The organism is Streptomyces sp. NPDC054863, assembly GCF_053610825.1.
The window spans coordinates 1-20,922 of record NZ_JBSGZD010000074.1 but is presented as its reverse complement, the minus strand read 5'-3'; the positions used below and the strand labels follow the sequence as shown (position 1 = coordinate 20,922).

General features: G+C 71.8%; 20 protein-coding genes and 1 pseudogene. 20 read left to right on the top strand and 1 reads right to left on the bottom strand.

Features of this window, described 5'->3' with window-relative positions; genetic code table 11:
• Nucleotides 1–74 precede the first annotated feature (74 nt).
• The 17 genes from hrcA to ACWGIG_RS16230 all read left to right on the top strand — a co-directional run bounded on the left by hrcA (nucleotide 75) and on the right by ACWGIG_RS16230 (nucleotide 17,297).
• On the top strand, nucleotides 75–1,091 hold the full coding sequence (hrcA, locus tag ACWGIG_RS16310) for a heat-inducible transcriptional repressor HrcA (RefSeq protein ID WP_453322258.1): 1,017 nt from the start codon (nucleotides 75–77) through the stop codon (nucleotides 1,089–1,091).
• Nucleotides 1,092–2,228: a molecular chaperone DnaJ gene (dnaJ, locus tag ACWGIG_RS16305; protein WP_453322257.1), complete on the top strand. Its 1,137-nt coding sequence runs from the start codon at nucleotides 1,092–1,094 to the stop codon at nucleotides 2,226–2,228.
• 140 nt (nucleotides 2,229–2,368) lie between these two features.
• A complete protein-coding gene (locus tag ACWGIG_RS16300; protein ID WP_453322256.1) occupies nucleotides 2,369–3,466 on the top strand; it encodes a nitronate monooxygenase in 1,098 nt (365 codons plus the stop codon).
• On the top strand, nucleotides 3,463–4,206 hold the full coding sequence (locus ACWGIG_RS16295) for a 16S rRNA (uracil(1498)-N(3))-methyltransferase (protein ID WP_453322255.1): 744 nt from the start codon (nucleotides 3,463–3,465) through the stop codon (nucleotides 4,204–4,206). The genes ACWGIG_RS16300 and ACWGIG_RS16295 overlap by 4 nt, the downstream gene beginning before the upstream one ends.
• A gap of 133 nt (nucleotides 4,207–4,339) precedes the next feature.
• Complete coding sequence (locus ACWGIG_RS16290) at nucleotides 4,340–4,732, top strand: VOC family protein (RefSeq protein ID WP_453322254.1); 393 nt, start codon at nucleotides 4,340–4,342, stop codon at nucleotides 4,730–4,732.
• Nucleotides 4,733–4,776: 44 nt separating this feature from the next.
• Nucleotides 4,777–5,502 (top strand): hypothetical protein, encoded by a 726-nt coding sequence (locus ACWGIG_RS16285; protein ID WP_453322253.1) that lies wholly within the window; start codon nucleotides 4,777–4,779, stop codon nucleotides 5,500–5,502.
• Nucleotides 5,503–5,785: 283 nt separating this feature from the next.
• Nucleotides 5,786–6,742, top strand: a complete 957-nt coding sequence (locus ACWGIG_RS16280; protein ID WP_453322252.1) for an ATP-binding protein — start codon at nucleotides 5,786–5,788, stop codon at nucleotides 6,740–6,742.
• 140 nt (nucleotides 6,743–6,882) lie between these two features.
• Nucleotides 6,883–8,253: an AAA family ATPase gene (locus ACWGIG_RS16275; RefSeq protein ID WP_453322251.1), complete on the top strand. Its 1,371-nt coding sequence runs from the start codon at nucleotides 6,883–6,885 to the stop codon at nucleotides 8,251–8,253.
• Nucleotides 8,250–9,326: a tetratricopeptide repeat protein gene (locus ACWGIG_RS16270; protein WP_453322250.1), complete on the top strand. Its 1,077-nt coding sequence runs from the start codon at nucleotides 8,250–8,252 to the stop codon at nucleotides 9,324–9,326. The genes ACWGIG_RS16275 and ACWGIG_RS16270 overlap by 4 nt, the downstream gene beginning before the upstream one ends.
• An 87-nt stretch (nucleotides 9,327–9,413) precedes the next feature.
• On the top strand, nucleotides 9,414–9,773 hold the full coding sequence (locus ACWGIG_RS16265) for a histidine triad nucleotide-binding protein (RefSeq protein WP_453322249.1): 360 nt from the start codon (nucleotides 9,414–9,416) through the stop codon (nucleotides 9,771–9,773).
• Nucleotides 9,774–9,872: 99 nt separating this feature from the next.
• Nucleotides 9,873–10,778, top strand: a complete 906-nt coding sequence (locus tag ACWGIG_RS16260; protein ID WP_453322248.1) for a ribonuclease Z — start codon at nucleotides 9,873–9,875, stop codon at nucleotides 10,776–10,778.
• A 164-nt stretch (nucleotides 10,779–10,942) separates the two neighbouring features.
• The gene (locus ACWGIG_RS16255; RefSeq protein ID WP_453322247.1) at nucleotides 10,943–12,367 is read left to right on the top strand and encodes a M1 family metallopeptidase; all 1,425 of its coding nucleotides are present in this window, start codon (nucleotides 10,943–10,945) and stop codon (nucleotides 12,365–12,367) included.
• A gap of 361 nt (nucleotides 12,368–12,728) precedes the next feature.
• A complete protein-coding gene (locus tag ACWGIG_RS16250; protein WP_453322264.1) occupies nucleotides 12,729–13,781 on the top strand; it encodes a carbohydrate kinase family protein in 1,053 nt (350 codons plus the stop codon).
• 152 nt (nucleotides 13,782–13,933) lie between these two features.
• Nucleotides 13,934–15,004, top strand: coding sequence for a PhoH family protein (locus tag ACWGIG_RS16245; protein ID WP_453322246.1), 1,071 nt, complete (start codon nucleotides 13,934–13,936; stop codon nucleotides 15,002–15,004).
• 14 nt (nucleotides 15,005–15,018) lie between these two features.
• Entirely contained in the window at nucleotides 15,019–15,516 is a 498-nt protein-coding gene (gene ybeY / locus ACWGIG_RS16240; RefSeq protein WP_453322245.1) for an rRNA maturation RNase YbeY, read from the top strand.
• Entirely contained in the window at nucleotides 15,513–16,799 is a 1,287-nt protein-coding gene (locus ACWGIG_RS16235; RefSeq protein ID WP_453322244.1) for a hemolysin family protein, read from the top strand. The genes ybeY and ACWGIG_RS16235 overlap by 4 nt, the downstream gene beginning before the upstream one ends.
• 141 nt (nucleotides 16,800–16,940) lie before the next feature.
• Complete coding sequence (locus tag ACWGIG_RS16230) at nucleotides 16,941–17,297, top strand: MmcQ/YjbR family DNA-binding protein (protein WP_453322243.1); 357 nt, start codon at nucleotides 16,941–16,943, stop codon at nucleotides 17,295–17,297.
• Here ACWGIG_RS16230 and ACWGIG_RS16225 read toward each other — a convergent pair.
• Nucleotides 17,278–18,726, bottom strand: coding sequence for an MFS transporter (locus ACWGIG_RS16225; RefSeq protein WP_453322242.1), 1,449 nt, complete (start codon nucleotides 18,724–18,726; stop codon nucleotides 17,278–17,280). The two genes, ACWGIG_RS16230 and ACWGIG_RS16225, sit on opposite strands and share 20 nt — an antisense overlap.
• 96 nt (nucleotides 18,727–18,822) lie before the next feature.
• Here ACWGIG_RS16225 and ACWGIG_RS16220 point away from each other — a divergent pair, with 96 nt between their 5' ends.
• From ACWGIG_RS16220 to ACWGIG_RS16210, 3 genes and pseudogenes are all read left to right on the top strand, one after another.
• The gene (locus ACWGIG_RS16220) at nucleotides 18,823–19,728 is read left to right on the top strand and encodes a helix-turn-helix transcriptional regulator (RefSeq protein ID WP_453322241.1); all 906 of its coding nucleotides are present in this window, start codon (nucleotides 18,823–18,825) and stop codon (nucleotides 19,726–19,728) included.
• Between the two features lie 128 nt (nucleotides 19,729–19,856).
• Nucleotides 19,857–20,624: a hypothetical protein gene (locus ACWGIG_RS16215; protein ID WP_453322240.1), complete on the top strand. Its 768-nt coding sequence runs from the start codon at nucleotides 19,857–19,859 to the stop codon at nucleotides 20,622–20,624.
• Nucleotides 20,625–20,644: 20 nt separating this feature from the next.
• Nucleotides 20,645–20,922, top strand: a pseudogene (locus ACWGIG_RS16210) (hypothetical protein); the annotation flags it as partial.

Genomic DNA, 20,922 nt, shown 5'->3' with positions numbered 1-20,922 from the left:
AGGCAGGGCACCGGGGCACCCGTCCCGTACGCCCGATCCGCACCAGGGAACATCACGGCTTGGAGGTGTGCGCGATGCTCAGTGAACGCAGACTTGAAGTGCTGCGCGCCATCGTCCAGGACTATGTCGGCACGGAGGAGCCCGTCGGCTCCAAGGCCCTCACCGAGCGGCACCAGCTCGGCGTCTCGCCTGCCACCGTGCGCAACGACATGGCGGCCCTGGAGGACGAGGGGTTCATCGCCCAGCCGCACACCAGCGCCGGACGCATCCCCACGGACAAGGGCTACCGGCTGTTCGTCGACCGGCTGGCCGGGGTCAAGCCCCTGTCCACGCCGGAGCGGCGGGCGATCCAGAGCTTCCTGGACGCCTCCCTCGACCTCGACGACGTCGTCGCCCGTACGGTGCGGCTGCTCGCGCAGCTGACCCGGCAGGTGGCCGTCGTCCAGTACCCGTCACTGACGCGGTCGACGGTGCGGCACGTGGAGCTTCTGTCGCTGGCGCCCGCCCGGCTGATGCTGGTGCTGATCACCGACACCGGCCGGGTCGAGCAGCGGATGATCGACTGTCCGGCGCCGTTCGGCGAGGTGTCCCTCGCGGACCTGCGGGCCCGGCTCAACAGCCGGGTCGTGGGCCGCCGGTTCGCCGACGTGCCGCAACTGGTGCAGGAACTTCCCGAGTCGTTCGAACCGGAGGACAGGGGAACCGTTTCGACGGTTCTCGCGACTCTTCTGGAGACGCTCGTGGAAGAGACCGAGGAACGGCTGATGATCGGCGGCACCGCCAATCTCACCCGCTTCGGCCACGACTTCCCGCTCACCATCCGCCCCGTACTGGAGGCGCTGGAGGAGCAGGTCGTGCTGCTGAAGCTGCTCGGCGAGGCCACGGAGTCCGGCATGACCGTACGTATCGGTCATGAGAATGCTCACGAGGGACTCAGTTCTACGTCCGTGGTCGCAGTCGGCTACGGTTCGGGCGACGAGGCAGTCGCCAAGCTAGGCGTGGTCGGACCGACCCGCATGGACTACCCCGGAACGATGGGAGCGGTACGCGCAGTGGCACGTTACGTCGGACAGATCCTGGCGGAGTCGTAAGTGGCCACGGACTACTACGCCGTACTCGGCGTGCGCCGCGACGCTTCCCAGGACGAAATCAAGAAGGCGTTCAGGCGTCTTGCGCGTGAGCTTCACCCGGATGTGAATCCGGACCCGAAGACTCAGGAGCGCTTCAAGGAGATCAACGCCGCCTACGAGGTGTTGTCGGACCCGCAGAAGAAGCAGGTCTACGACCTCGGCGGCGACCCGCTGTCGGCCTCCGGCGGAGGTGGCGCGGGCGGATTCGGCCAGGGTGGCTTCGGAAACTTCTCCGACATCATGGACGCCTTCTTCGGTACGGCGTCCCAGCGCGGCCCGCGCTCGCGGACCCGCCGCGGCCAGGACGCCATGATCCGGCTGGAGATCGACCTCAACGAGGCGGCCTTCGGCACCACCAAGGAGATCCAGGTCGACACCGCTGTGGTGTGTACGACCTGCAGCGGCGAGGGCGCGGCCCCCGGCACCTCCGCGCAGACCTGTGACATGTGTCGCGGTCGCGGTGAGGTCTCGCAGGTCACCCGGTCGTTCCTCGGCCAGGTCATGACCTCGCGGCCCTGCCCGCAGTGCCAGGGCTTCGGCACGGTCGTGCCGACGCCGTGCCCGGAGTGCGCCGGTGACGGCCGCGTCCGGTCGCGTCGCACGCTCACGGTGAAGATCCCGGCAGGTGTCGACAACGGCACCCGCATCCAGCTCGCGGGCGAGGGTGAGGTCGGCCCCGGCGGCGGCCCCGCCGGCGACCTCTATGTGGAGATCCACGAGCTGGCGCACCCCACCTTCCAGCGGCGCGGCGACGACCTGCACTGCACGGTGACCATCCCGATGACGTCGGGCGCGCTCGGCACCAAGGTGCCGCTGGAGACGCTCGACGGGGTCGAGGACATCGACATCCGGCCCGGTACGCAGTCGGGCCAGTCGGTGCCGCTGCACGGGCGCGGTGTGACACACCTGCGCGGTGGCGGTCGGGGCGACCTGATCGTGCACGTCGAGGTGCTGACGCCGTCGAAGCTGGACCCGCAGCAGGAGGACCTGCTGCGCCAACTGGCCAAGCTGCGCGGCGAGGAACGGCCCACGGGGCAGTTCCAGCCGGGGCAGCAGGGGTTGTTCTCGCGGTTGAAGGACGCTTTCAACGGGCGCTGAGCAGCCGATGCCCTGCTGGGGGTCCGGGGGTCGTCCCCCGGGCAGGCACAGTCAGTTGTGCGAAACGGGGTCGGGCCACGGGGCCCGGCCCCGTTTTCGTTCGATTCGGCGGGTGGGCGGGGTCGTGAAACGATGCGGGCATGTCTGTTGAGTCCAGGGTGATGCCCGCGCTGGGAGAGCTGTGCCGGCGAGGGATCGTGCAGGCGCCCATGGCCGGTGGGGCCTCCTGCCCCGAGCTGGCCGGCGCCGTGTCCGAGGCCGGCGGGCTCGGCTTCCTCGCGGCCGGATACAAGACCGCCGACGGGATGTACGAGGAGATCAAGCAACTGCGCGCGCTGACCCCGAAACCGTTCGGGGTCAATCTGTTCATGCCGCAGCCCGCCGCCGACCCGGCGGCCCTGGACCTGTACCGCCAGCAGCTCGCGAGTGAGAGTGCCTGGTACGAGACGCCGATCGCCGAGCGCGACGACCACGGCACCGACGACGGGTACGAGGCCAAGCTGGCACTCCTCGTCGACGACCCCGTGCCCGTGGTGTCCTTCACCTTCGGCTGCCCCTCCAGAGATGAACTCGACGCCCTCACGAATGTCAGGACATTTACGGTCGTCACCGTCACCACCCCGGAAGAGGCGCAGGCCGCCGAGTGGGCGGGTGCGGACGCCGTGTGCGTGCAGGGCATCGAGGCGGGCGGGCACCAGGGCACGCACCGCGACGACCCGCAGACCGACGGCAGCAGCGGGCTCGGGCTGCTGTCCCTGGTGACGCAGGTCCGCGAGACCGTGCAGTTGCCGGTGATCGCCGCCGGAGGGCTGATGCGCGGTGCGCAGATCGCCGCCGTACGGGCCGCGGGCGCGGACGCGGCACAGCTGGGGACGGCGTTCCTGGCGTGCCCGGAGTCCGGGGCGCACGTGGTGCACAAGAAGGCCCTGCGGAACCCCTTGTTCGTACGGACGGAACTCACCCGGGCGTTCTCCGGGCGGCCCGCGCGGGGCCTGGTCAACCGGTTCATGCGCGAGCACGGCCCGTACGCCCCGTCCGGGTATCCCGAGGTGCACCACATGACCGCGGGGCTGCGCAGGGCCGCCGCCCGGGTGGGCGACGCCCAGGGCATGGCGCTGTGGGCGGGGCAGGGGCACCGGCTGGCGCGGGACCTGCCCGCCGGGCGGCTCGTACAGGTCCTTGCGGCCGAGGCGGACTCGGCGTGGACGGAGATGGCTTTGAGGAGGTCGACGTCATGACGGCGCCGGTGTTCGTGGTGGAGAGCGTGCCGCAGGGCGGGGAGTACGTCCTGGAGGGCCCGGAGGGGCGCCACGCGGTGTCCGTGAGGCGCCTGCGGGAGGGCGAGGACGTCGTCCTGGCCGACGGGGCGGGGAACGGCGCCGTGGGCGTCGTCGTCGCGGCGGAGGGCAAGGACCGGCTCGTCGTGAAGATCACCGGGACGGTCGTCGAGGACGAACCCCGGCCGCGCATCACCGTCGTGCAGGCCCTCCCCAAGGGAGACCGGGGCGAGCTGGCCGTCGAGACGATGACGGAGACCGGGGTCGACGCCGTCGTGCCGTGGCAGGCCGCGCGCTGCATCACGCAGTGGAAGGGCGAGCGGGGCGCCAAGTCCCTCGCCAAGTGGCGGGCCACCGCGAGGGAGGCCGGGAAGCAGTCGCGGAGGCTCCGCTTCCCCGAGGTCGCGGACGCGATGAGCACCAAACAGGTGGGGGCACTTCTGGCCACCGCCGACTTCGCCGCCGTGCTGCACGAGGACCGGGACGCCGACAGCGGTGCGCTGGCGGTCGCGGAGCTCCCTCAAGAGGGCAGCATCGTGCTGGTCGTAGGGCCTGAAGGGGGAGTGTCCCCGGAGGAGCTGGCGGTCTTCGGCGCGGCGGGGGCGAAACCGTACCGGCTGGGACGCAGTGTGCTGCGTACGTCCACGGCGGGTACGGCGGCGACGGCGCTGCTGCTGGGGCGCACCGGCCGGTGGTCCTGAACAGTCCCCGCAGGGAAACAGTCCCCGCAGGGAACAGTCCCCGCAGGGAACAGTCCTCGCAGGGAACAGTCCCCCGGGGAGCAGCTCCTGCGGGGGCAGCCCCGTCCTCCACCACCTCAAAGAGGAGTGCGTCATGGAACTCGCTCAAGTCCGGCTGCTGGTCTCGGACTTCCGTGCCTGCTACCGCTTCTACGGCGAGGTGCTGGGGCTGAAGCCCCAGTCCGGGTTCGCCGACGGGCCGTACGAGAAGTTCTCGCCGACGACAGGGTCCGCGGGGATCGCCCTCCAGGACCGGGCCATGATGGCCGAGCTGCTGGGCGAGCTCGCCGCGGACCCCGCCGGGCACCGGTCGTTCGTGGTGCTGCGGGTCGACGACCTCGACCGGTACTGCGAGGAGATCACCGGGCGCGGTGCGGTACTCGTGCACGGACCCGCCGCGATGACGGAGCGCATGCGCGGCGCCCACCTCAAGGACCCCGAGGGGAACCTGGTGGAACTCCAGGAGTGGCTGCTGCTGGGCGGCTGAAACGCCCCTGTCCCTGCCCCGCGCGCGGTGGCAGGCTGCCCCCCATGGGGGCAATGAGGCGAATACGGCACAGGCGCACCCTCGCGGCGATGGCCTTCGCCGGTGCGGCGGTGGCGGGCGTCGTGGCGTGCGAGCCGGGTACGGCGGGCGGTCTGAGTTCCTTCGCGGTCGCGCTGACCACCGACCAGACAGGCACCGGCGCACTGCAGCGCGCCGGGGTCGACGTCAACTGGATGACCTGCACGGCCACCGTCGGGGAGAACGGCAGGGTCACCGCCAACCCCGTCGGGGTCACCGGCACCACCGGCCCCTCCGCCCCGCCCGTCCGCAACGTCGCCACCGTCGCGTGCGAGGGCCAGGACCGGGGCGGGCGCGAGATCCGTATCACGGGCAAGGTCACCGACGAGCGCGACGGGCGGTGCGTGCGCGGCGACCTGACCGCGACGGTGTCGGGGCGGACCGTGTTCCGGGTGAGCGGGATGGGCAACTGCAACGCCCCCACCACCGACCCGACTTCGAGGCCGCCCACGGAGACCACACCGACCACGGGGCCCACGCACCGGCCCACCTGGAAACCGACCTGGCCGACCGGGAACCCCGACCCGACGCCGCCCGTTGGACGTACCACCATCACCGTCGCCCCGCCCGAACCCGACCCCGCGCCCGACCCGAGGCCCACCGTCACCGTCACGGTGACCGCGCCTCGCGACCCCGCGCCCGACCCGGCCCCCGATCCGCGGCCCACCTGCAACTGCCCTTCGGACAAGTGAGCGGCAAACACCAGGTGGTGTGCGGGGTTCGCAGTGGTGGCGGCGGGGCAGAGATGTGCGCGTGTGCCGGGCAGGCCCGGGAGGGCAGCCGTCCGCGCCCGCGGCGTGCGCGCGATGCCCGCCGACATCGAGGCCGGTTGCCGCCACAGCCGTCCGCGCCCGCGGGGTGCGCGGCGCCACCGCGGCCGCGCATACCTACGTAGTTCCCACCAGGGGAATTAGGTGTACGGATCTCCGGCCCTCGGGGGCGCGCGGTGGGGCCGGTGCCCGCCACAGTGGGCGCATGCCTCCCGCATACGGCCTCCCCGTCCCCCGCATCCCCCACGAGCCGGCCCTCGGTGAGCTCCTCGACGTCCTCGCCGACACCCGGCTGGTGACCCTCACCGGGCCCGCCGGAGTGGGCAAGTCGCACCTTGCCGCCCGCCTGGCGGAGTCCGTCACGGATCTCCCCGTCCACCGCGCGGACCTCTCCGACTGCGCCGACGCCGCGCTCGTCCCGCAGACCGTCGCCGCCGCCCTGCACGCCGGGACCGCTCCCGGCAGCGGGACGGACCCGATGGAGGCGGTGCTGCGGCTCCTCGCGGGGCGGCGCGGGCTGCTCGTGCTGGACACCTGCGAGCGCGTCCGGGTGGGCTGCGCGTACCTGGTGGGCAGGCTGCACGACTCGTGCCCCGGTCTGCAGATCCTGATGACGAGCCGCAGCCCGATCGGCGTGCCCGGCGAACACCGGGTGCCGCTGCGCCCGCTGTCGCGCGAGCAGACCGTCGAACTCCTCCGTGAGAAGGCGGCGATGCAGGGGGTGGACCTGCCGGTGTTCTGGACCCGGCTGCTCGCCGAGCGTCTCGACGGCGACCCGCTGAGCGTGCTGCTCGCGGCGCGCACCCTGGGCACGGCCGTCACCCCGCAGCAGCTCTACGGCAGTCTGTGCGAACCGGGGGCACGGTTCGGGGTGTTGATAAACGGTCCGAAGGAGCCCGCCCGGCACCGCACCCTCTTGAGGTCGATCGCGTGGAGCCACGATCTGTGCGGGCGGGCCGAACGGCTGCTGTGGGCAAGGCTGTCGGCGTTCACCGGGAACTTCACCGCCGAACAGGTCGAGACGGTGTTCGCGGGCGACGGCGCCCTGTCCGCGCTGATCGACGCGTCGGTGGTGCTGCCGGAGGACGACGGCACGTTCCGGCTGCCGCTGGCGCACCGGGAGTACGGACAGCTGCTGCTGGCGGGGCTGGGACGGCCGTAGGGGCGCCGCAGCGGCGCCGCGGGGCTGTTGCCGACCCCGGTGGCCGCAGGGGTGCGTGTTTCCCGACCCGCGTGGCCGCAGGAAGGTGTGTTCCCGACCCGCCTCGTCGCTGGCGTGTGCCGCCTTCGTAGGCTGACCGCATGTCCGACGAGTCACCTCTGATACGCAGCCTGCGCGCGGCCGTTGCGGCTGCCCCCGACGACGTACCCCTGCGGCTGCACCTCGCCGAGCTGCTGCTCGACGCCGGGTGGGGCGACGCCGCCGTCGCGGAGGCGGCCGTCGCGCTGACGCACGCGCCCGGCGATCCGCAGGCGCGGGCGCTGATGGCGCGGGCGATGGGAGGGCCCGTGGCCCCGGCGCCCGCGCAGGAGCCAGTGGTGTCGGTGGCCCAGGCCCCACGGGCGCCCGTGGGGCAGGCCCCCGCGCCGTCCGGGCCGCAGACCCCGGCAGGGTTCGACTGGCGGGCCGCCGAGCAGGAGGTGGGGGACGTGGTGCCGCCGCGCTTCGCCGCGACGGGCGACACGGCAGCGGCGGCCCCGGCTGCCGGCGACACGGCAGCGGACGGACCGCCCACGGGAGTTGGGCGTCCGCTCAACTCCGACGGCAGCGGCGACCCCGGCGACGCACCCGCGTACGACATCGAGGCGCCCGGCCGCATCCGCCTCGCCGACGTCGGCGGCATGCAGGAGGTCAAGGACCGCCTGGAAGCGGCGTTCCTGGCACCCATGCGCAACCCGGAGCTGCGCAGGCTGTTCGGCAAGAGCCTGCGCGGCGGACTGCTGCTGTACGGGCCGCCCGGCTGCGGCAAGACGTTCATCGCGCGTGCGATCGCCGGGGAGTTGGGCGCGTCCTTCATGTCGGTGTCGCTCAGCGACGTCCTCGACATGTACGTCGGGCAGTCCGAGAAGAACGTCCACGCAGTGTTCAGGGCCGCCCGCGCCAAGGCCCCCTGCGTGGTCTTCCTCGACGAACTGGACGCGCTGGGCGCCAAGCGCAGCCGCTCGCACCACAGCGGGCTGCGCAACGCCGTCAACCAGCTCCTCGTCGAACTCGACGGCGCCGACGGCGACAACGAGGGCGTCTTCGTCCTGGCCGCCACCAACGTCCCCTGGGACGTGGACCTCGCGCTGCGCCGCCCCGGACGGCTGGACCGCACCCTGCTGGTGCTGCCGCCCGACGAGGCCGCCCGCGAGTCGATCCTCCGCTACCACCTGCGGGAACGTCCCATCGACTCCGTCGACCTGGGCAGACTCGTCAAGGCCACGGACGGCTTCTCCGGCGCCGACCTCGCGCACGTCTGCGACACCGCGTCCGAGGCGGCGCTCATGGACTCCGCGCGCACCGGCACCGTACGCATGATCAACACGAAGGACCTGGTGGGCGCCGCGAAGCAGATCAAGCCGTCCACCGAGGCGTGGTTCGCGTCCGCGCGCAACGTGGCGCTGTTCGCCAACGACGGCGGTACGTACGACGACCTCCTCACCCACCTCAAGAGGAAGCGGAAGCTGTGAACGGCACGGCGGGAAGCCTGGAGGACGCCGTCGAGAAGGCGGACCTCCTCCTGGAGTTGGGCAGGACCGAAGAGGCCCGCGAGCTGATCGCCCGCAGGCTCGCCGAGGAGCCGTCCGACGCGAAGGCCTGGACGCGGATGCACCGCTGCCATCTGAGGGCCGATGAGTACGAGGAGGCCGAGCGGGCGCTCGACCAGGCCCTCGCGTGCGCCCCCGACTACGCGTACGCGCACATCCTGCGCTCCTACTTCTTCCACGGAGCCCCCAACTGGCACAAGGCGCTGGCTGCGGGACGGGAGGCCGTTCGCTGTGCACCGGACTCCTGGAGCGCGCACGTCGCGCTCGCCAAGGCGATGATGCACCCCTTCGACCAGTGGCCCGCGGCGCTGGAGGTGGCCTTCGAGGCGGTACGGCTCGCACCCGACGAGCCGGACGCGCACCACGCGGTCTACAGCTACGCGTACCTCCTCAAGAGGCAGGACCTGGTGGAGAGTTCGGCCAGGGCCGCGCTCGCCCTCGACCCCGAGTGCAAGTGGGCGCACAAGGTCCTCGCCGAGGCGAGGGCCGCGGACCCCTCCGCGAAGCTGTCGGAGGTCGCCGACTCCTACGCGACGGCGCTCTCCGTCCTCCCGCAGGACAAGGAGATGCACAAGGCCCTCGACGGCGCCGTCTACCGGATGCTGCGCGGCACCCGCTGGCTCGCCCTGCTGTGCGTGGCGATCGCCGGAGTGTCCGGACGGCTCTTCCCCGGCGAGGGCGAGGACGCCGGTCTGCCCGCGCCGCTGGGCACCCGCCTGTACGCGCTGGCCGTGATGGGTGCGGTGTGGGCGTTCGGTGCGTGGCGGCGCTACCGCAGGATGCGCACCGGGGTGCGGCTCAGCATGGGCATGTTTGTCAGGACAAACTTCTGGGGGAAGGTCGCCGTCGGCCAGGCCGCCTGGTGCACCCTGTGCGCGGTCGCCGTGGTCGCCGTGCCGTGGACGGAACGGCTGGTGCCGCAGATCCTGTTCTGGCTGGCGCTGGTGCCTACGCTGCTGACGATCTGGTTCGAGCGGGCGGGCATGCGCCGCTGAGGGGCGCTGCGAACGGGCCGAAGCCCGGCGCCGCCGTACGGATAGCATGCGCCGTACCCGATCACCGCATCATGAGGAGGGCACGCCATGGCAGGCGAACCGCAGGCGGACTGCCTGTTCTGCAAGATCGTCGCAGGGGACGTCCCGGCCACCGTCGTCCGCGAGAGCGGGACGACCGTCGCCTTCCGCGACATCAACCCGCAGGCACCCACCCACGTCCTGGTCATCCCCAAGGTGCACCACCCGGACGCCGCCTCGCTGGTCGCCGCCGAGCCGCAGATCGCCGCGGACGTGCTGCGCGAGGCCGGACAGGTCGCCCTCGACGAGAAGCTCACGGACAGCGGCTACCGCATCGTGTTCAACACGGGCGCGGGAGCAGGGCAGACCGTCTTCCACGCGCACGCCCACGTCCTCGGCGGACGCGGCCTCAACTGGCCCCCCGGATAAGCCCGAACAGGCGCGGACAAGCCCGAACAGGCCCGGATACGCGCGGACGAACGCGGACGAGCCCGGTTCGACAGAGAGCAAAGAGAGCAAGAGAGCACCGTGTCCGCACGTGAACTGGTCGTCCTCGGCACCGCCAGCCAGGTACCCACCCGCCGCCGCAACCACAACGGCTACCTCCTGCGCTGGGACGCCGAGGGCCTCCTCTTCGACCCCGGCGAGGGCACCCAGCGCCAGATGCTGCGCGCCGGGGTCGCCGCGTATGACATCAACCGGATCTGCGTCACGCACTTCCACGGCGACCACTCGCTGGGCCTCGCCGGGGTCGTCCAGCGCATCAACCTCGACCAGGTCCCGCACCCCGTCACCGCGCACTACCCGGCGAGCGGGCAGCACTTCTTCGAGCGGCTGCGGTACTCCACGGCCTATCGCGAGACGGTGGACATCGCCCAGGTCCCGGTGTCCGCCGACGGCGTCCTGGCCACCACTCCCGCGTACACCCTGCACGCCCACAAGCTGTCGCACCCGGTGGAGAGTTACGGCTACCGCCTGGTCGAGCCCGACAGCCGCCGCATGCTGCCCGAGAAGCTCGCCGCCCACGGCATCAAGGGCCCGGACGTGGGCCGCCTCCAGCGCGAGGGGACGCTGAACGGCGTCGCCCTCGAAGAGGTGAGCGAGGAACGCCGCGGACAGCGTTTCGCATTCGTCATGGACACCCGCCTGTGCGACGGCGTGCACGCGCTTGCCGAGGGCTGCGACATGCTCGTCATCGAGTCCACGTTCCTCGACGAGGACGTCCGCCTCGCCACCGACCACGGCCACCTCACCGCCGGGCAGGCCGCCCGGGCGGCGCAGGAGGCGGGCGTACGGCATCTGGTCCTGACGCACTTCTCGCAGCGATACAGCGACCCCGAGGAGTTCGAACGGCAGGCCCGCGCGGCCGGCTTCGAGGGCGAACTGACCGTCGCCGACGACCTGATGCGGGTGCCGGTGCCCAAGCGGGTGTGAGCCCCGCGAGGGCCTGCGGAGGCGACAACTGCCGTCGCACGCATGGAACTTGCCCGCACGTCCGGGACTTGCCCGCACGTCCGGGACTTGCCCGCACACCCGGGACTTGCCCGTCCGGGCGGAACTCGCCCGTCCGGGAGGGCCGCCGCCCTACCGTCCTTGTCATGACCTCGATGAGACGTTGGCGCGCACTGCTGCTCGCACTCTCGGCCGTACTGCTCGTACCGCAGTCCGCCGCCGCACAGGCCCCCGCGGAACCGCCACGGGCCCTCGTGGGACCCGCCGAACCGGAACCGGCACAGCACGCCCGGACCCCCGACCGGCCCTCCTACGACGTGCGCCTGCGCAGCGACGCCGACGGCTCGCACTGGACGGGCCGGCAGACGGCCTCCTTCCGCAACGCCTCCCGCACCCCGCTGCGCTTCGTCGACGTACGCCTGTGGGGCAACGGAAACCCCGCCGACGGCTGCGGCGCTCCGGGCAGGCCCTCCCCGGTCCGCGTGGACCGCGTCGAGGGCGGCACCCCGCAGCCGCTCACCGTCGGCTGCTCCGCCCTGCGCATCGACCTGCCGAAGCCGCTGCCGTACAAGGCCCGTACGAGCGTGTCCTTCGACGTCTCGATCGCCGTGCCGGACCGCGTCCACCGCTTCGGCAGGGACGGCGCGCACCGCTACCTCGGCAACGCGCTGCCGCTGCTGTCCGTGCGGGACGCGCAGGGCCGCCACCTCGACCCCGACGTCGGCTTCGGCGAGAGCTACTACACCCTCGCCGGGGACTTCCGGGTCGCCCTCGACCACCCGAGCGCCCTCAAGGTCCCCGCGACGGGCACCACCGTCCGGCGTGCGGGCGGCCCCGGCCGCACGGTCAGCACGAGCACGGCACGCGGGGTGCGCGACTTCGCGTGGGCCGCGGGCCCCTTCCGTACGAAAACCGTGACCTCGCCCGGCGGGATCCGGCTGAACGCCTACTGGACGGCCGGCACTCCGCCCGAGGGCGTCGCCATCGGACTGGAGGAAGCGGCCGGCTCCGTCGACGAGTTCGGCAAGCGCTTCGGCCGCTATCCGCACGACGAGCTGGACCTCGTCATGAGCGACCGCTTCGACACCATCGGCAGCATGGAGTTTCCCGGCCTCGTCCTGGTGTGGACCGAGGCGGACGGCGGCGGGGCCGTGCACGAGATCGCCCACCAGTGGTGGTACGGAGCCGTCGGCAACGACCAGTACGCCTCGCCCTGGCTGGACGAGGCCTTCGCGCAGTACGCGGCCGAGCTCTACTGGCGCTCGGACACCACCACCTGCTGGGCCGACCTGGGCGACTGGGCCCGCGACACCGACGCCCTCACCCGCTCCATGGGCTACTACGCGGACGGCAGGCGGGACGGGTGGAGCCGCGTCGTCTACCGACGCGGCGCCTGCGCCCTCCACGACCTCGAACGCACCCTCGGCAGCCCCGCCATGGCCGCCATGCTGCGCGGCTACGCCCGCGACCACTGGCAGGGCGTCTCCACCACCGCCGACTTCAAGCGCGCCGCGCAGGCGGCCACCCGGAAGGACCTCACGCCCTTCTGGACCGAGCACCGCATCCACTGACCCTGCCGCCTGCCGCCTGCCGCCTGCCGCCTGCCGCCTGCCGCCTGCCGCCTGCCGCCCGCTGCCCGCCGTCCGCCGCCCGCCGACCCGACCGCCGCCGATCCGACCGCCGTCCGCCGACCAGTCCGCCGGCGGACCCACCCGTCGGCGGACCGCTCGGCAGCCACACGTCACACCCCGTTCACAGAGCGCCCGTCCGGCCCCGCCGATCGTGCACACTGGCCGCAAAACGGCAGCACACGCACCGCACCACGGGGAGCGACCAGTGAGTACGCACCAGCACTTCGGCGACCGCTACGCCGACCACCACCGCCACGGCCCGGGCGCCGACCCCGCCCACCGGGTCGATCCCCTCGACGGCATGCGTGCCCCCGACGGCCCCGCGTGCGACGTGTTCCTCACCGGCACCGTGTTCCTGGACATCATCTTCACCGGCCTCGACAGCGCCCCCGTCCGGGGCACCGAGACCTGGGCCCGCGGCATGGGCTCCAGCCCCGGCGGGGTCGCCAACATGGCCACCGCCCTCGCCCGCCTCGGCCTGCACACCTCCCTCGCCGCGGCCTTCGGCGACGACCACTACGGCGAGTACTGCTGGGACGCCCTCGCCGACGGCGAAGGCATCGACCTCGGCATGTCCCGTACGGTCGCCGGCTGGCACTCCCCGGTGACCGTCTCCATGGCGTACGAGGGCGAGCGCACCATGGTCTCGCACGGCCACGAGGCGCCCCCGCCCGGCGGCTCCGCGCCCTTCCCCTCGTGCCCCCCTCGCGCGCGCGCCGCCATCGCGTCCCTCGCCCCCGGCCGCCGCGAGGAGTGGACCGCGTCCGCCGCCCGCTGCGGCGCCAAGCTCTTCGCCGACGTCGGCTGGGACGACACCGGCCGCTGGGACCTGGCCGGGCTCGCGGACCTGGAGCACTGCGAGGCCTTCCTCCCGAACGCCGAGGAGGCCATGCGCTACACCCGTACCGACTGCCCCCGCAGAGCCGCCCGCAAGCTCGCCGAGAAGGTGCCGCTCGCGGTCGTCACCCTGGGCGCCGAGGGCGCGTACGCGGTGGACGGCTCGACCGGCGAGACCGCCGAGGTGCCCGCCATCGCCGTCGAGGCACTGGACCCGACCGGCGCCGGGGACGTCTTCGTCGCCGGTTTCGTCACCGGCACCCTCGCGGACTGGCCGCTCGCCGACCGGCTCGCCTTCGCGGGGCTGACCGCCGCCCTCTCCGTGCAGGAGTTCGGCGGCTCGCTGTCCGCGCCCGGCTGGGCGGAGATCGGCGCGTGGTGGCAGCAGGTGCAGGGGCACGACGCCCAGGACCGGGAGGCGCTGCGCCGGTACGCGTTCCTGGAGGACCTCCTTCCGGCGGACGCACGGCCGTGGCCCCTGCGCAGGGCGGTGCCGACGATCGGGTTCCGGGCCTAGCGCGCGGTTCCGGGCGCGGCGCACGCAGGTAGAACCCCGGAGGTAAAACCCCTCGGTGTTGTCAGCGGCGAGTCGTACGCTTGGGATTCCAGAGGTTGTCGAGCAGCGAGAACCCTGCAACGGGAGGTATGTGCAGGCCACAGTGCCGGCCCATGACTCAGACACCCACACAGCAGCCGCAGGCCCGCGCCGAGTTCAAGATCCCTGCCACGCACCCCATGGTGATGGTGCTCGGATCAGGCGACGCCCTGCTGCGCGTGATCGAAGAGGCCTTCCCGGCGGCCGACATCCACGTCCGGGGAAATGAGATCAGCGCTACGGGGGATCCGGCGGAAGTCGCCCTGATCCAGCGGCTGTTCGATCAGATGATGCTGGTGCTCCGCACCGGGCAGCCGATGACGGAGGACGCAGTGGAACGCTCGATCGCCATGCTCAGGGCGAACGGCAACGGAAGCGGCAAGGGCGAAGGAAAGGACGGGCACGGGAACGGCGCGGTCACCGAGACCCCCGCCGAGGTGCTCACCCAGAACATCCTCTCCAACCGGGGCCGCACCATCCGCCCCAAGACGCTCAACCAGAAGCGGTACGTCGACGCCATCGACAAGCACACCATCGTCTTCGGCATCGGCCCCGCCGGTACGGGCAAGACCTACCTCGCCATGGCGAAGGCGGTCCAGGCGCTCCAGTCCAAGCAGGTCGACCGGATCATCCTGACCCGCCCCGCCGTCGAGGCCGGCGAGCGCCTGGGCTTCCTGCCCGGCACGCTCTTCGACAAGATCGACCCGTATCTGCGCCCGCTCTACGACGCGCTGCACGACATGATGGACCCCGAGACCATCCCCCGCCTGATGGCGGCCGGGACGATCGAGGTGGCCCCCCTGGCGTACATGCGCGGCCGTACGCTGAATTCCGCGTTCGTCGTCCTGGACGAGGCGCAGAACACCAGCACCGAGCAGATGAAGATGTTCCTCACCCGCCTCGGCTTCGACTCGAAGATCGTCGTCACGGGCGACGTCACCCAGGTCGACCTGCCGACCGGCACGAAGAGCGGTCTGCGCCAGGTCCAGGACATCCTGGAGGGCGTCCCGGACATCCACTTCTCGCGGCTCACGTCGGAGGATGTCGTACGGCACAAGCTCGTCGGCCGTATCGTCGACGCGTACGAGCAGTACGACAGCCGCAACGAAACCCAGAACGGGCGAGGCGGCCAGACCCGGAAGTAGAGCAGAAGCGCACCATGTCGATCGACGTCAACAACGAGTCCGGAACCGAGGTCGACGAGCGGGCGATCCTCGACATCGCCCGCTACGCCCTCACGCGGATGCGCATCCACCCGCTCTCCGAGCTCTCGGTGATCGTCGTGGACGCCGACGCCATGGAGCAGCTGCACATCCAGTGGATGGACCTCCCCGGTCCGACCGATGTCATGTCCTTCCCGATGGACGAGCTGCGTCCGCCGACGAAGGACGACGAGGAGCCCCCGCAGGGGCTCCTCGGCGACATCGTGCTCTGCCCCGAGGTCGCCGAGCAGCAGGGCAAGGACGCCGACACCGAGCACTCCATGGACGAGGAGCTCCAGCTCCTGACCGTGCACGGCGTGCTGCACCTCCTCGGGTACGACCACGAGGAGCCCGACGAGAAGGCCGAGATGTTCGGCCTCCAGGCGGCCATCGTCGACGGCTGGCGGGCGGAGAAGGGCCTCGAAGGCCCGTCCCCGGCGCCGACCGTCTCATGAGCCCGCAACTGATCGTCGGCGCCGTCGCCCTGGTCGTCGTGGCCTGGCTGGCGGCGTGCGCGGAGGCCGGCCTGGCCCGTGTCACGAGCTTCCGGGCGGCGGAGGCGGTACGGGCGGGCAAGCGCGGCAGCGCGAAGCTCGCGCAGGTGGCCGCCGACCCCACCCGGTATCTGAACGTCGCCCTGCTGGCGCGTGTCGCCTGCGAGATGGCGGCCGGCGTCCTGGTGACGTACGGCTTCCTCGAAGTCTTCGCCGAGACGTGGCAGGCGCTGCTCGTCGCCATCGCGGTGATGGTGCTCGTCAGTTACGTCGCGGTGGGCGTCTCGCCGCGCACCATCGGCCGCCAGCATCCGCTGAACACGGCGACGGCCTCGGCGTACGTACTGCTGCCGCTGGCCCGGATCATGGGGCCGATCCCGCAGCTGCTGATCCTCATCGGCAATGCCCTCACCCCCGGCAAGGGCTTCCGCAAGGGCCCCTTCGCGAGCGAGGCGGAGCTGCGCGCGATGGTCGACCTCGCCGAGCAGGAGTCGCTCATCGAGGACGACGAGCGGCGCATGGTCCACTCGGTCTTCGAACTGGGCGACACCCTGGTGCGCGAAGTGATGGTGCCGAGGACCGACCTCGTGTCGATCGAACGCTTCAAGACGGTCCGTCAGGCGCTGACGCTGGCGCTGCGGTCCGGGTTCTCACGGATCCCGGTGACCGGGGAGAACGAGGACGACGTGGTGGGTGTCGTCTACCTGAAGGACCTGGTCCGCAAGACACATGTGAACCGGGACTCGGAGTCGGACCTCGTGTCGACGGCGATGCGGCCGGCGGTCTTCGTGCCCGACACGAAGAACGCGGGTGATCTGCTGCGCGAGATGCAGCAGGAGCGCAATCACGTGGCGGTGGTCATCGACGAGTACGGCGGCACGGCCGGGATCGTCACCATCGAGGACATCCTGGAGGAGATCGTCGGCGAGATCACCGACGAGTACGACCGCGAGGTCGCCCAGGTCGAGGAGCTCGGGGACGGGCGCTTCCGGGTCACCGCACGGCTCGACATCGACGACCTCGGGGAGCTGTACGGGCTCGACGAGTACGACGACGAGGACGTGGAGACGGTCGGAGGGCTGCTGGCGAAGGCCCTCGGGCGGGTACCGATCGCCGGGGCCTCGGCGACGGTCGACCTGCCGGACGGACGGCGGCTGCGGCTGACGGCGGAGTCGCCCGCGGGGCGGCGGAACAAGATCGTGACGGTGTTGGCGGAGCCGGTGGCGTCCGAGGACGCCGAGTAGGGGCGGGTTTCTGCGCGCGGGCCGGTGGGGGTTGATGTCCAAGGCTGCGCCCCGTGCCCGGCTGCGCCGTGCGTCCTCAAACGCCGGACGGGCCGAAGATGCCCGCCCGTCCTCACACGCTGCCCCGGCATACTGGCGCCCATGAAACCCGCCCGGCTCCGTGCCTTCTGCCTCGAATTCGATGAAGCCGTCGAGGAGTTCCCCTTCGGCCCGGAGACTTCCGTCTTCAAGGTGCTGGGGAAGATGTTCGCGCTGAGCGCGCTCGATTCCGTACCGCTCACCGTGAATCTGAAGTGCGACCCGGAGAATGCGCTCCGGCTGCGGGCCCAGTACCCCGCGATCGTGCCCGGGTGGCACATGAACAAGCGGCACTGGAACACCGTCACCCTCGACGGAACGGTCCCCGACCGGCTCGTGCGCGAGCTGGTCGAGGACTCGTACGACCTGGTGGTGGCCGGGATGCCGAGGGCGACCCGGCTCAGGCTCGACCGCCCCTGACCGCACGCCCGCGCAGACCGTAGGCGGCCAGCAGGGCGGTGGCGACGGCCAGGGCGCCCGCGAGGCCCAGGACCAGGCGCACGCCGGTGAAGAGGTCGCCCTGGGTGGTGGCCAGGACGCCCAGGAGCGGGATGCCGATCGTCATGGACACCTGCTGGGTGGTGGTGACCAGGCCGGTCGCCAGGCCCTGCTCCGAGTCGGGGACGCCCGAGGTGACGGTGAGCCCGTACGAGACGATCGCGCCCAGGTGCGCCATGCTCGCGAGCGAGACGAGGACCGTGACGAGCAGCGCCCCGGACTCCTCGCCGATGGTCACCAGCGCCCCCATCAGCAGGCCCTGGAGCAGCAGGGACACCACCAGGGTGCGGCGGGTGCCGAGACGGCCGACGACCTTCGGGGTGAGGGTGCCCGCGACCACCGACAGCACGCCCTGCACGCCGAAGACCAGGCCGGTCTGCGAGGCCGAGAGGTGCAGCACCTCCTGGAGGTACAGGGTCAGGACGAAGACGACCGTGGTCATCGTCGCGAAGGTGGCCAGACCGCCCAGATTGCCCCAGGCGACCGACGGGCGGCGCAGCATGGGGAGCGAGACGAGGGGGGCCGCCGCCCTCGCCTCTATGAGGACGAAGGCGGTGAGGAGCGCGAGGCCCGCGACGAGGGTGACGATCACGTCGGCGCCGCCGAAGCCGCGTACGGCGGCCGTGGACAGGGCGTAGATCAGGGCGAGCAGACCGCCGGTGACGGTGATCGCGCCGGGGACGTCCAGGCGCGGGCGCTCCGGGTTGCGGGACTCGCGCAGGATGCCGGGGGCGAGCGGCAGCACGATCAGGGTGAAGAGCGCGAGCAGCCCCATGGTGGAGCGCCAGCCGAGGGTGTCGGTGAGGACGCCGCCGAGGACCATGCCGACGGTGAAGCCCAGGGAGAGCAGCGTGCCGCTGATGCCCAGCGCGCGGTCGCGCTGCGGGCCCTCGGGGAAGGTGGTGGTGAGGAGCGACATTCCGGTGGGGACGATCGCTGCGGCGCCGATGCCCTGGAGGGCGCGTCCGGCCAGGAAGGACGCCGGGTCCCAGGCGAAGGTGGCGAGCAGGGACGCCGTGCCGAACAGGGCGAGGCCGGCCAGGAACAGCTTGCGGCGGCCGAACAGGTCGCCCATGCGGCCGAAGAGCAGCAGGAAGCCGCCGGACGGGAGCGCGAAGGCGGTGACCGCCCACTGGAGCGCGGACCGGCTCATGCCGAGGTCGGCGCCGAGGGCGGGCAGCGCCACGTTCAGTACGGAGAAGTCGAGCGCCACCATGAACTGCGCGGCGCACAGCACGAACAGCACGAGACCGGTGCGGCCGGTCAGCCGCTCGGGGGCGGGGGCAGGGGTCCGGACCGGTGCGGCCGGTGCAGGGGACCTGGTGGGGGGAGTGGGTGTGTCGAGTGCCATGTGCCACAGCTTGGGTTTCCCGGAATGTCCGTGGGGAGCGGGAACTTATCCTGTTGGCGCCACCACCAGGCAGCCGGAAGCAGGGGGAGACACGGCATGACGACGGCAGCACACCGTACGGGCGACGGCGCGCACAGGAGCATGAAGGAGCACCGGCTCAGCGAGCTGCGCGAGTTCCTGATGAGCCGTCGGGCCCGGATCACCCCCACCCAGGCGGGACTTCCCGACGGCGGCGCCAGGCGCCGCACCCCGGGCCTGCGCCGTGAGGAGGTCGCCGTGCTCGCGGGCGTCGGCGTCAGCTGGTACCAGTGGCTGGAGCAGGGGCGGGACATCACCGTGTCGCCGCAGGTGCTCGACTCGGTGGGGCGGGTGCTGCGGCTGAACAGCTCGGAGCGCCGTCACCTGTACGTACTCGCCGGGCTCAACCCGCCCGCCCCCGAGGTCGATCCGGGCGACACCGACATGTGCGGCGGGCTGCGGCGGCTCATCGACGCGTGGATGCCGTACCCGGCGCACATCATGGACGTGTACTGGAACGCGGTGCAGTACAACGACGCCGCGGCGGCGGTCCTCGGGATGCGCCCCGACGTCGTCCAGAACTGTCTGCTCTCCTTCTTCAGCGACCCCGTATACCGCTCCAGGTCCAGGGCCTGGGAGGAGATCGCGAGCCGGGTGGTGGCCCAGTTCCGGTCGGCGTGCTCGGAGTGCCCGGACGACGAGGGGTTCCAGGCGATCGTCGCGGAGGCGAAGGAACTCAGCCCGGAATTCGCCGAGTTGTGGGCCCGCAGGGACATCGCACCGGGCGGTCAGACGAACAAGGAGCTGATCCACCCGGTGGTGGGCGACCTGTGCATGGAGAGCACCCAGCTCCGGGTGCCGGCCCGCCCCGACCTGGTGATCGTGCTGCACACGCCGCGGCCGGGCACGGGGACGGCGGAGAAGCTGGAGTGGCTGGCGACGCCGGAGGGGCGGCGCGGGGCGATGTATCCGGTGGCGGGCTGAGAGGCTCCGGACAGGGGAGCCGTAGGGGAGAAATCGCCCTTTCCGGGACATTCTGTCCGGATTTGGTGTTTCTTTTACCTTCCGTTTAAATTCCGGAGGTAAATCGAACATTCTCTTCGGGAGCTCCCGTGCGTACTCGTACCTTCCGTGCCGCCGCCGTCGGCCTGGCCGCCTCGTCCGTCCTTCTGGCCACCGCGTGCGGAGGCGGTGCGGACGCGGAGCAGAAGCCCGCGGCGAAGAAGTCGCCCGCCGCCGCGAAGCCCTCGGCGCCGCCGGCCGTCGTGCCGCTCACCCAGCGCCAGGTGGAGTCCTCCCTCCTGGAGGTGAAGGACATGCCCACCGGCTGGAGCAAGGAGAACGACATCTCGGCGAGCGACGCCGGCAACACCGAGTTCGGGATGGGCAAGGCCGACAAGCCCGAGTGCCAGTTCCTGCTGGAGGCGGTGGTGGGCTCCGAGAAGGGCCCCAAGCCCCAGAACTCCGCCGTCGTGGGCTTCACCAAGTCGGAGGAGGGGCCGATCCTGGTCGGCGGGGTGACCGCGTACACCGAGGCCGAGGCCCAGAAGCTGATGAAGGAGCCGCCGCTGCCCGCGAGCTGCCGCAACTTCACCGGCAAGGTCGACGGCGACAAGGTCACCGTGGTGTACGAGGACCTGTCCGTGCCGAAGGCGGGCCAGGACTCCCAGGGCCTGCGTCTCAGGATCACCTCGGCGGACCCGGAGATGCCGTCCATGCAGTACGACGTCGCCAACGCGCGCGTCGCCGGAGCGATCGTCACCACGGCGGAGATGAGCTTCCTGAAGGCCGACACGCAGGCCTTCGCGGACGCCTTCACCAAGTCCGTCGCCAAGGTCGAGAAGGTCACCAAGGAAGGCCCCGGAAACAAGAAGGCCTGAGCGCTTCCTATGCTCGGGGCATGACCACCCAGGACAGCCAGGACAGCCGGGACACTCAGGACGGCCGGGACACCCAGGACGGCCGGGGCGCTGCCGCCCCCCTCGGTCCCGAGGACCAGAAGCTCATCACCCTCGCGCGCTCCACCCGCGCCCGCAACGCAGTGCCCGAAGGCGCGGCCGTGCGTGACGAGACCGGGCGTACGTACGTCGCAGGGACCGTCGCCCTCGACTCGCTGAAGCTCAGCGCGCTGCAGACCGCCGTCGCCATGGCCGTCGCCAGCGGCGCACGGTCCCTGGA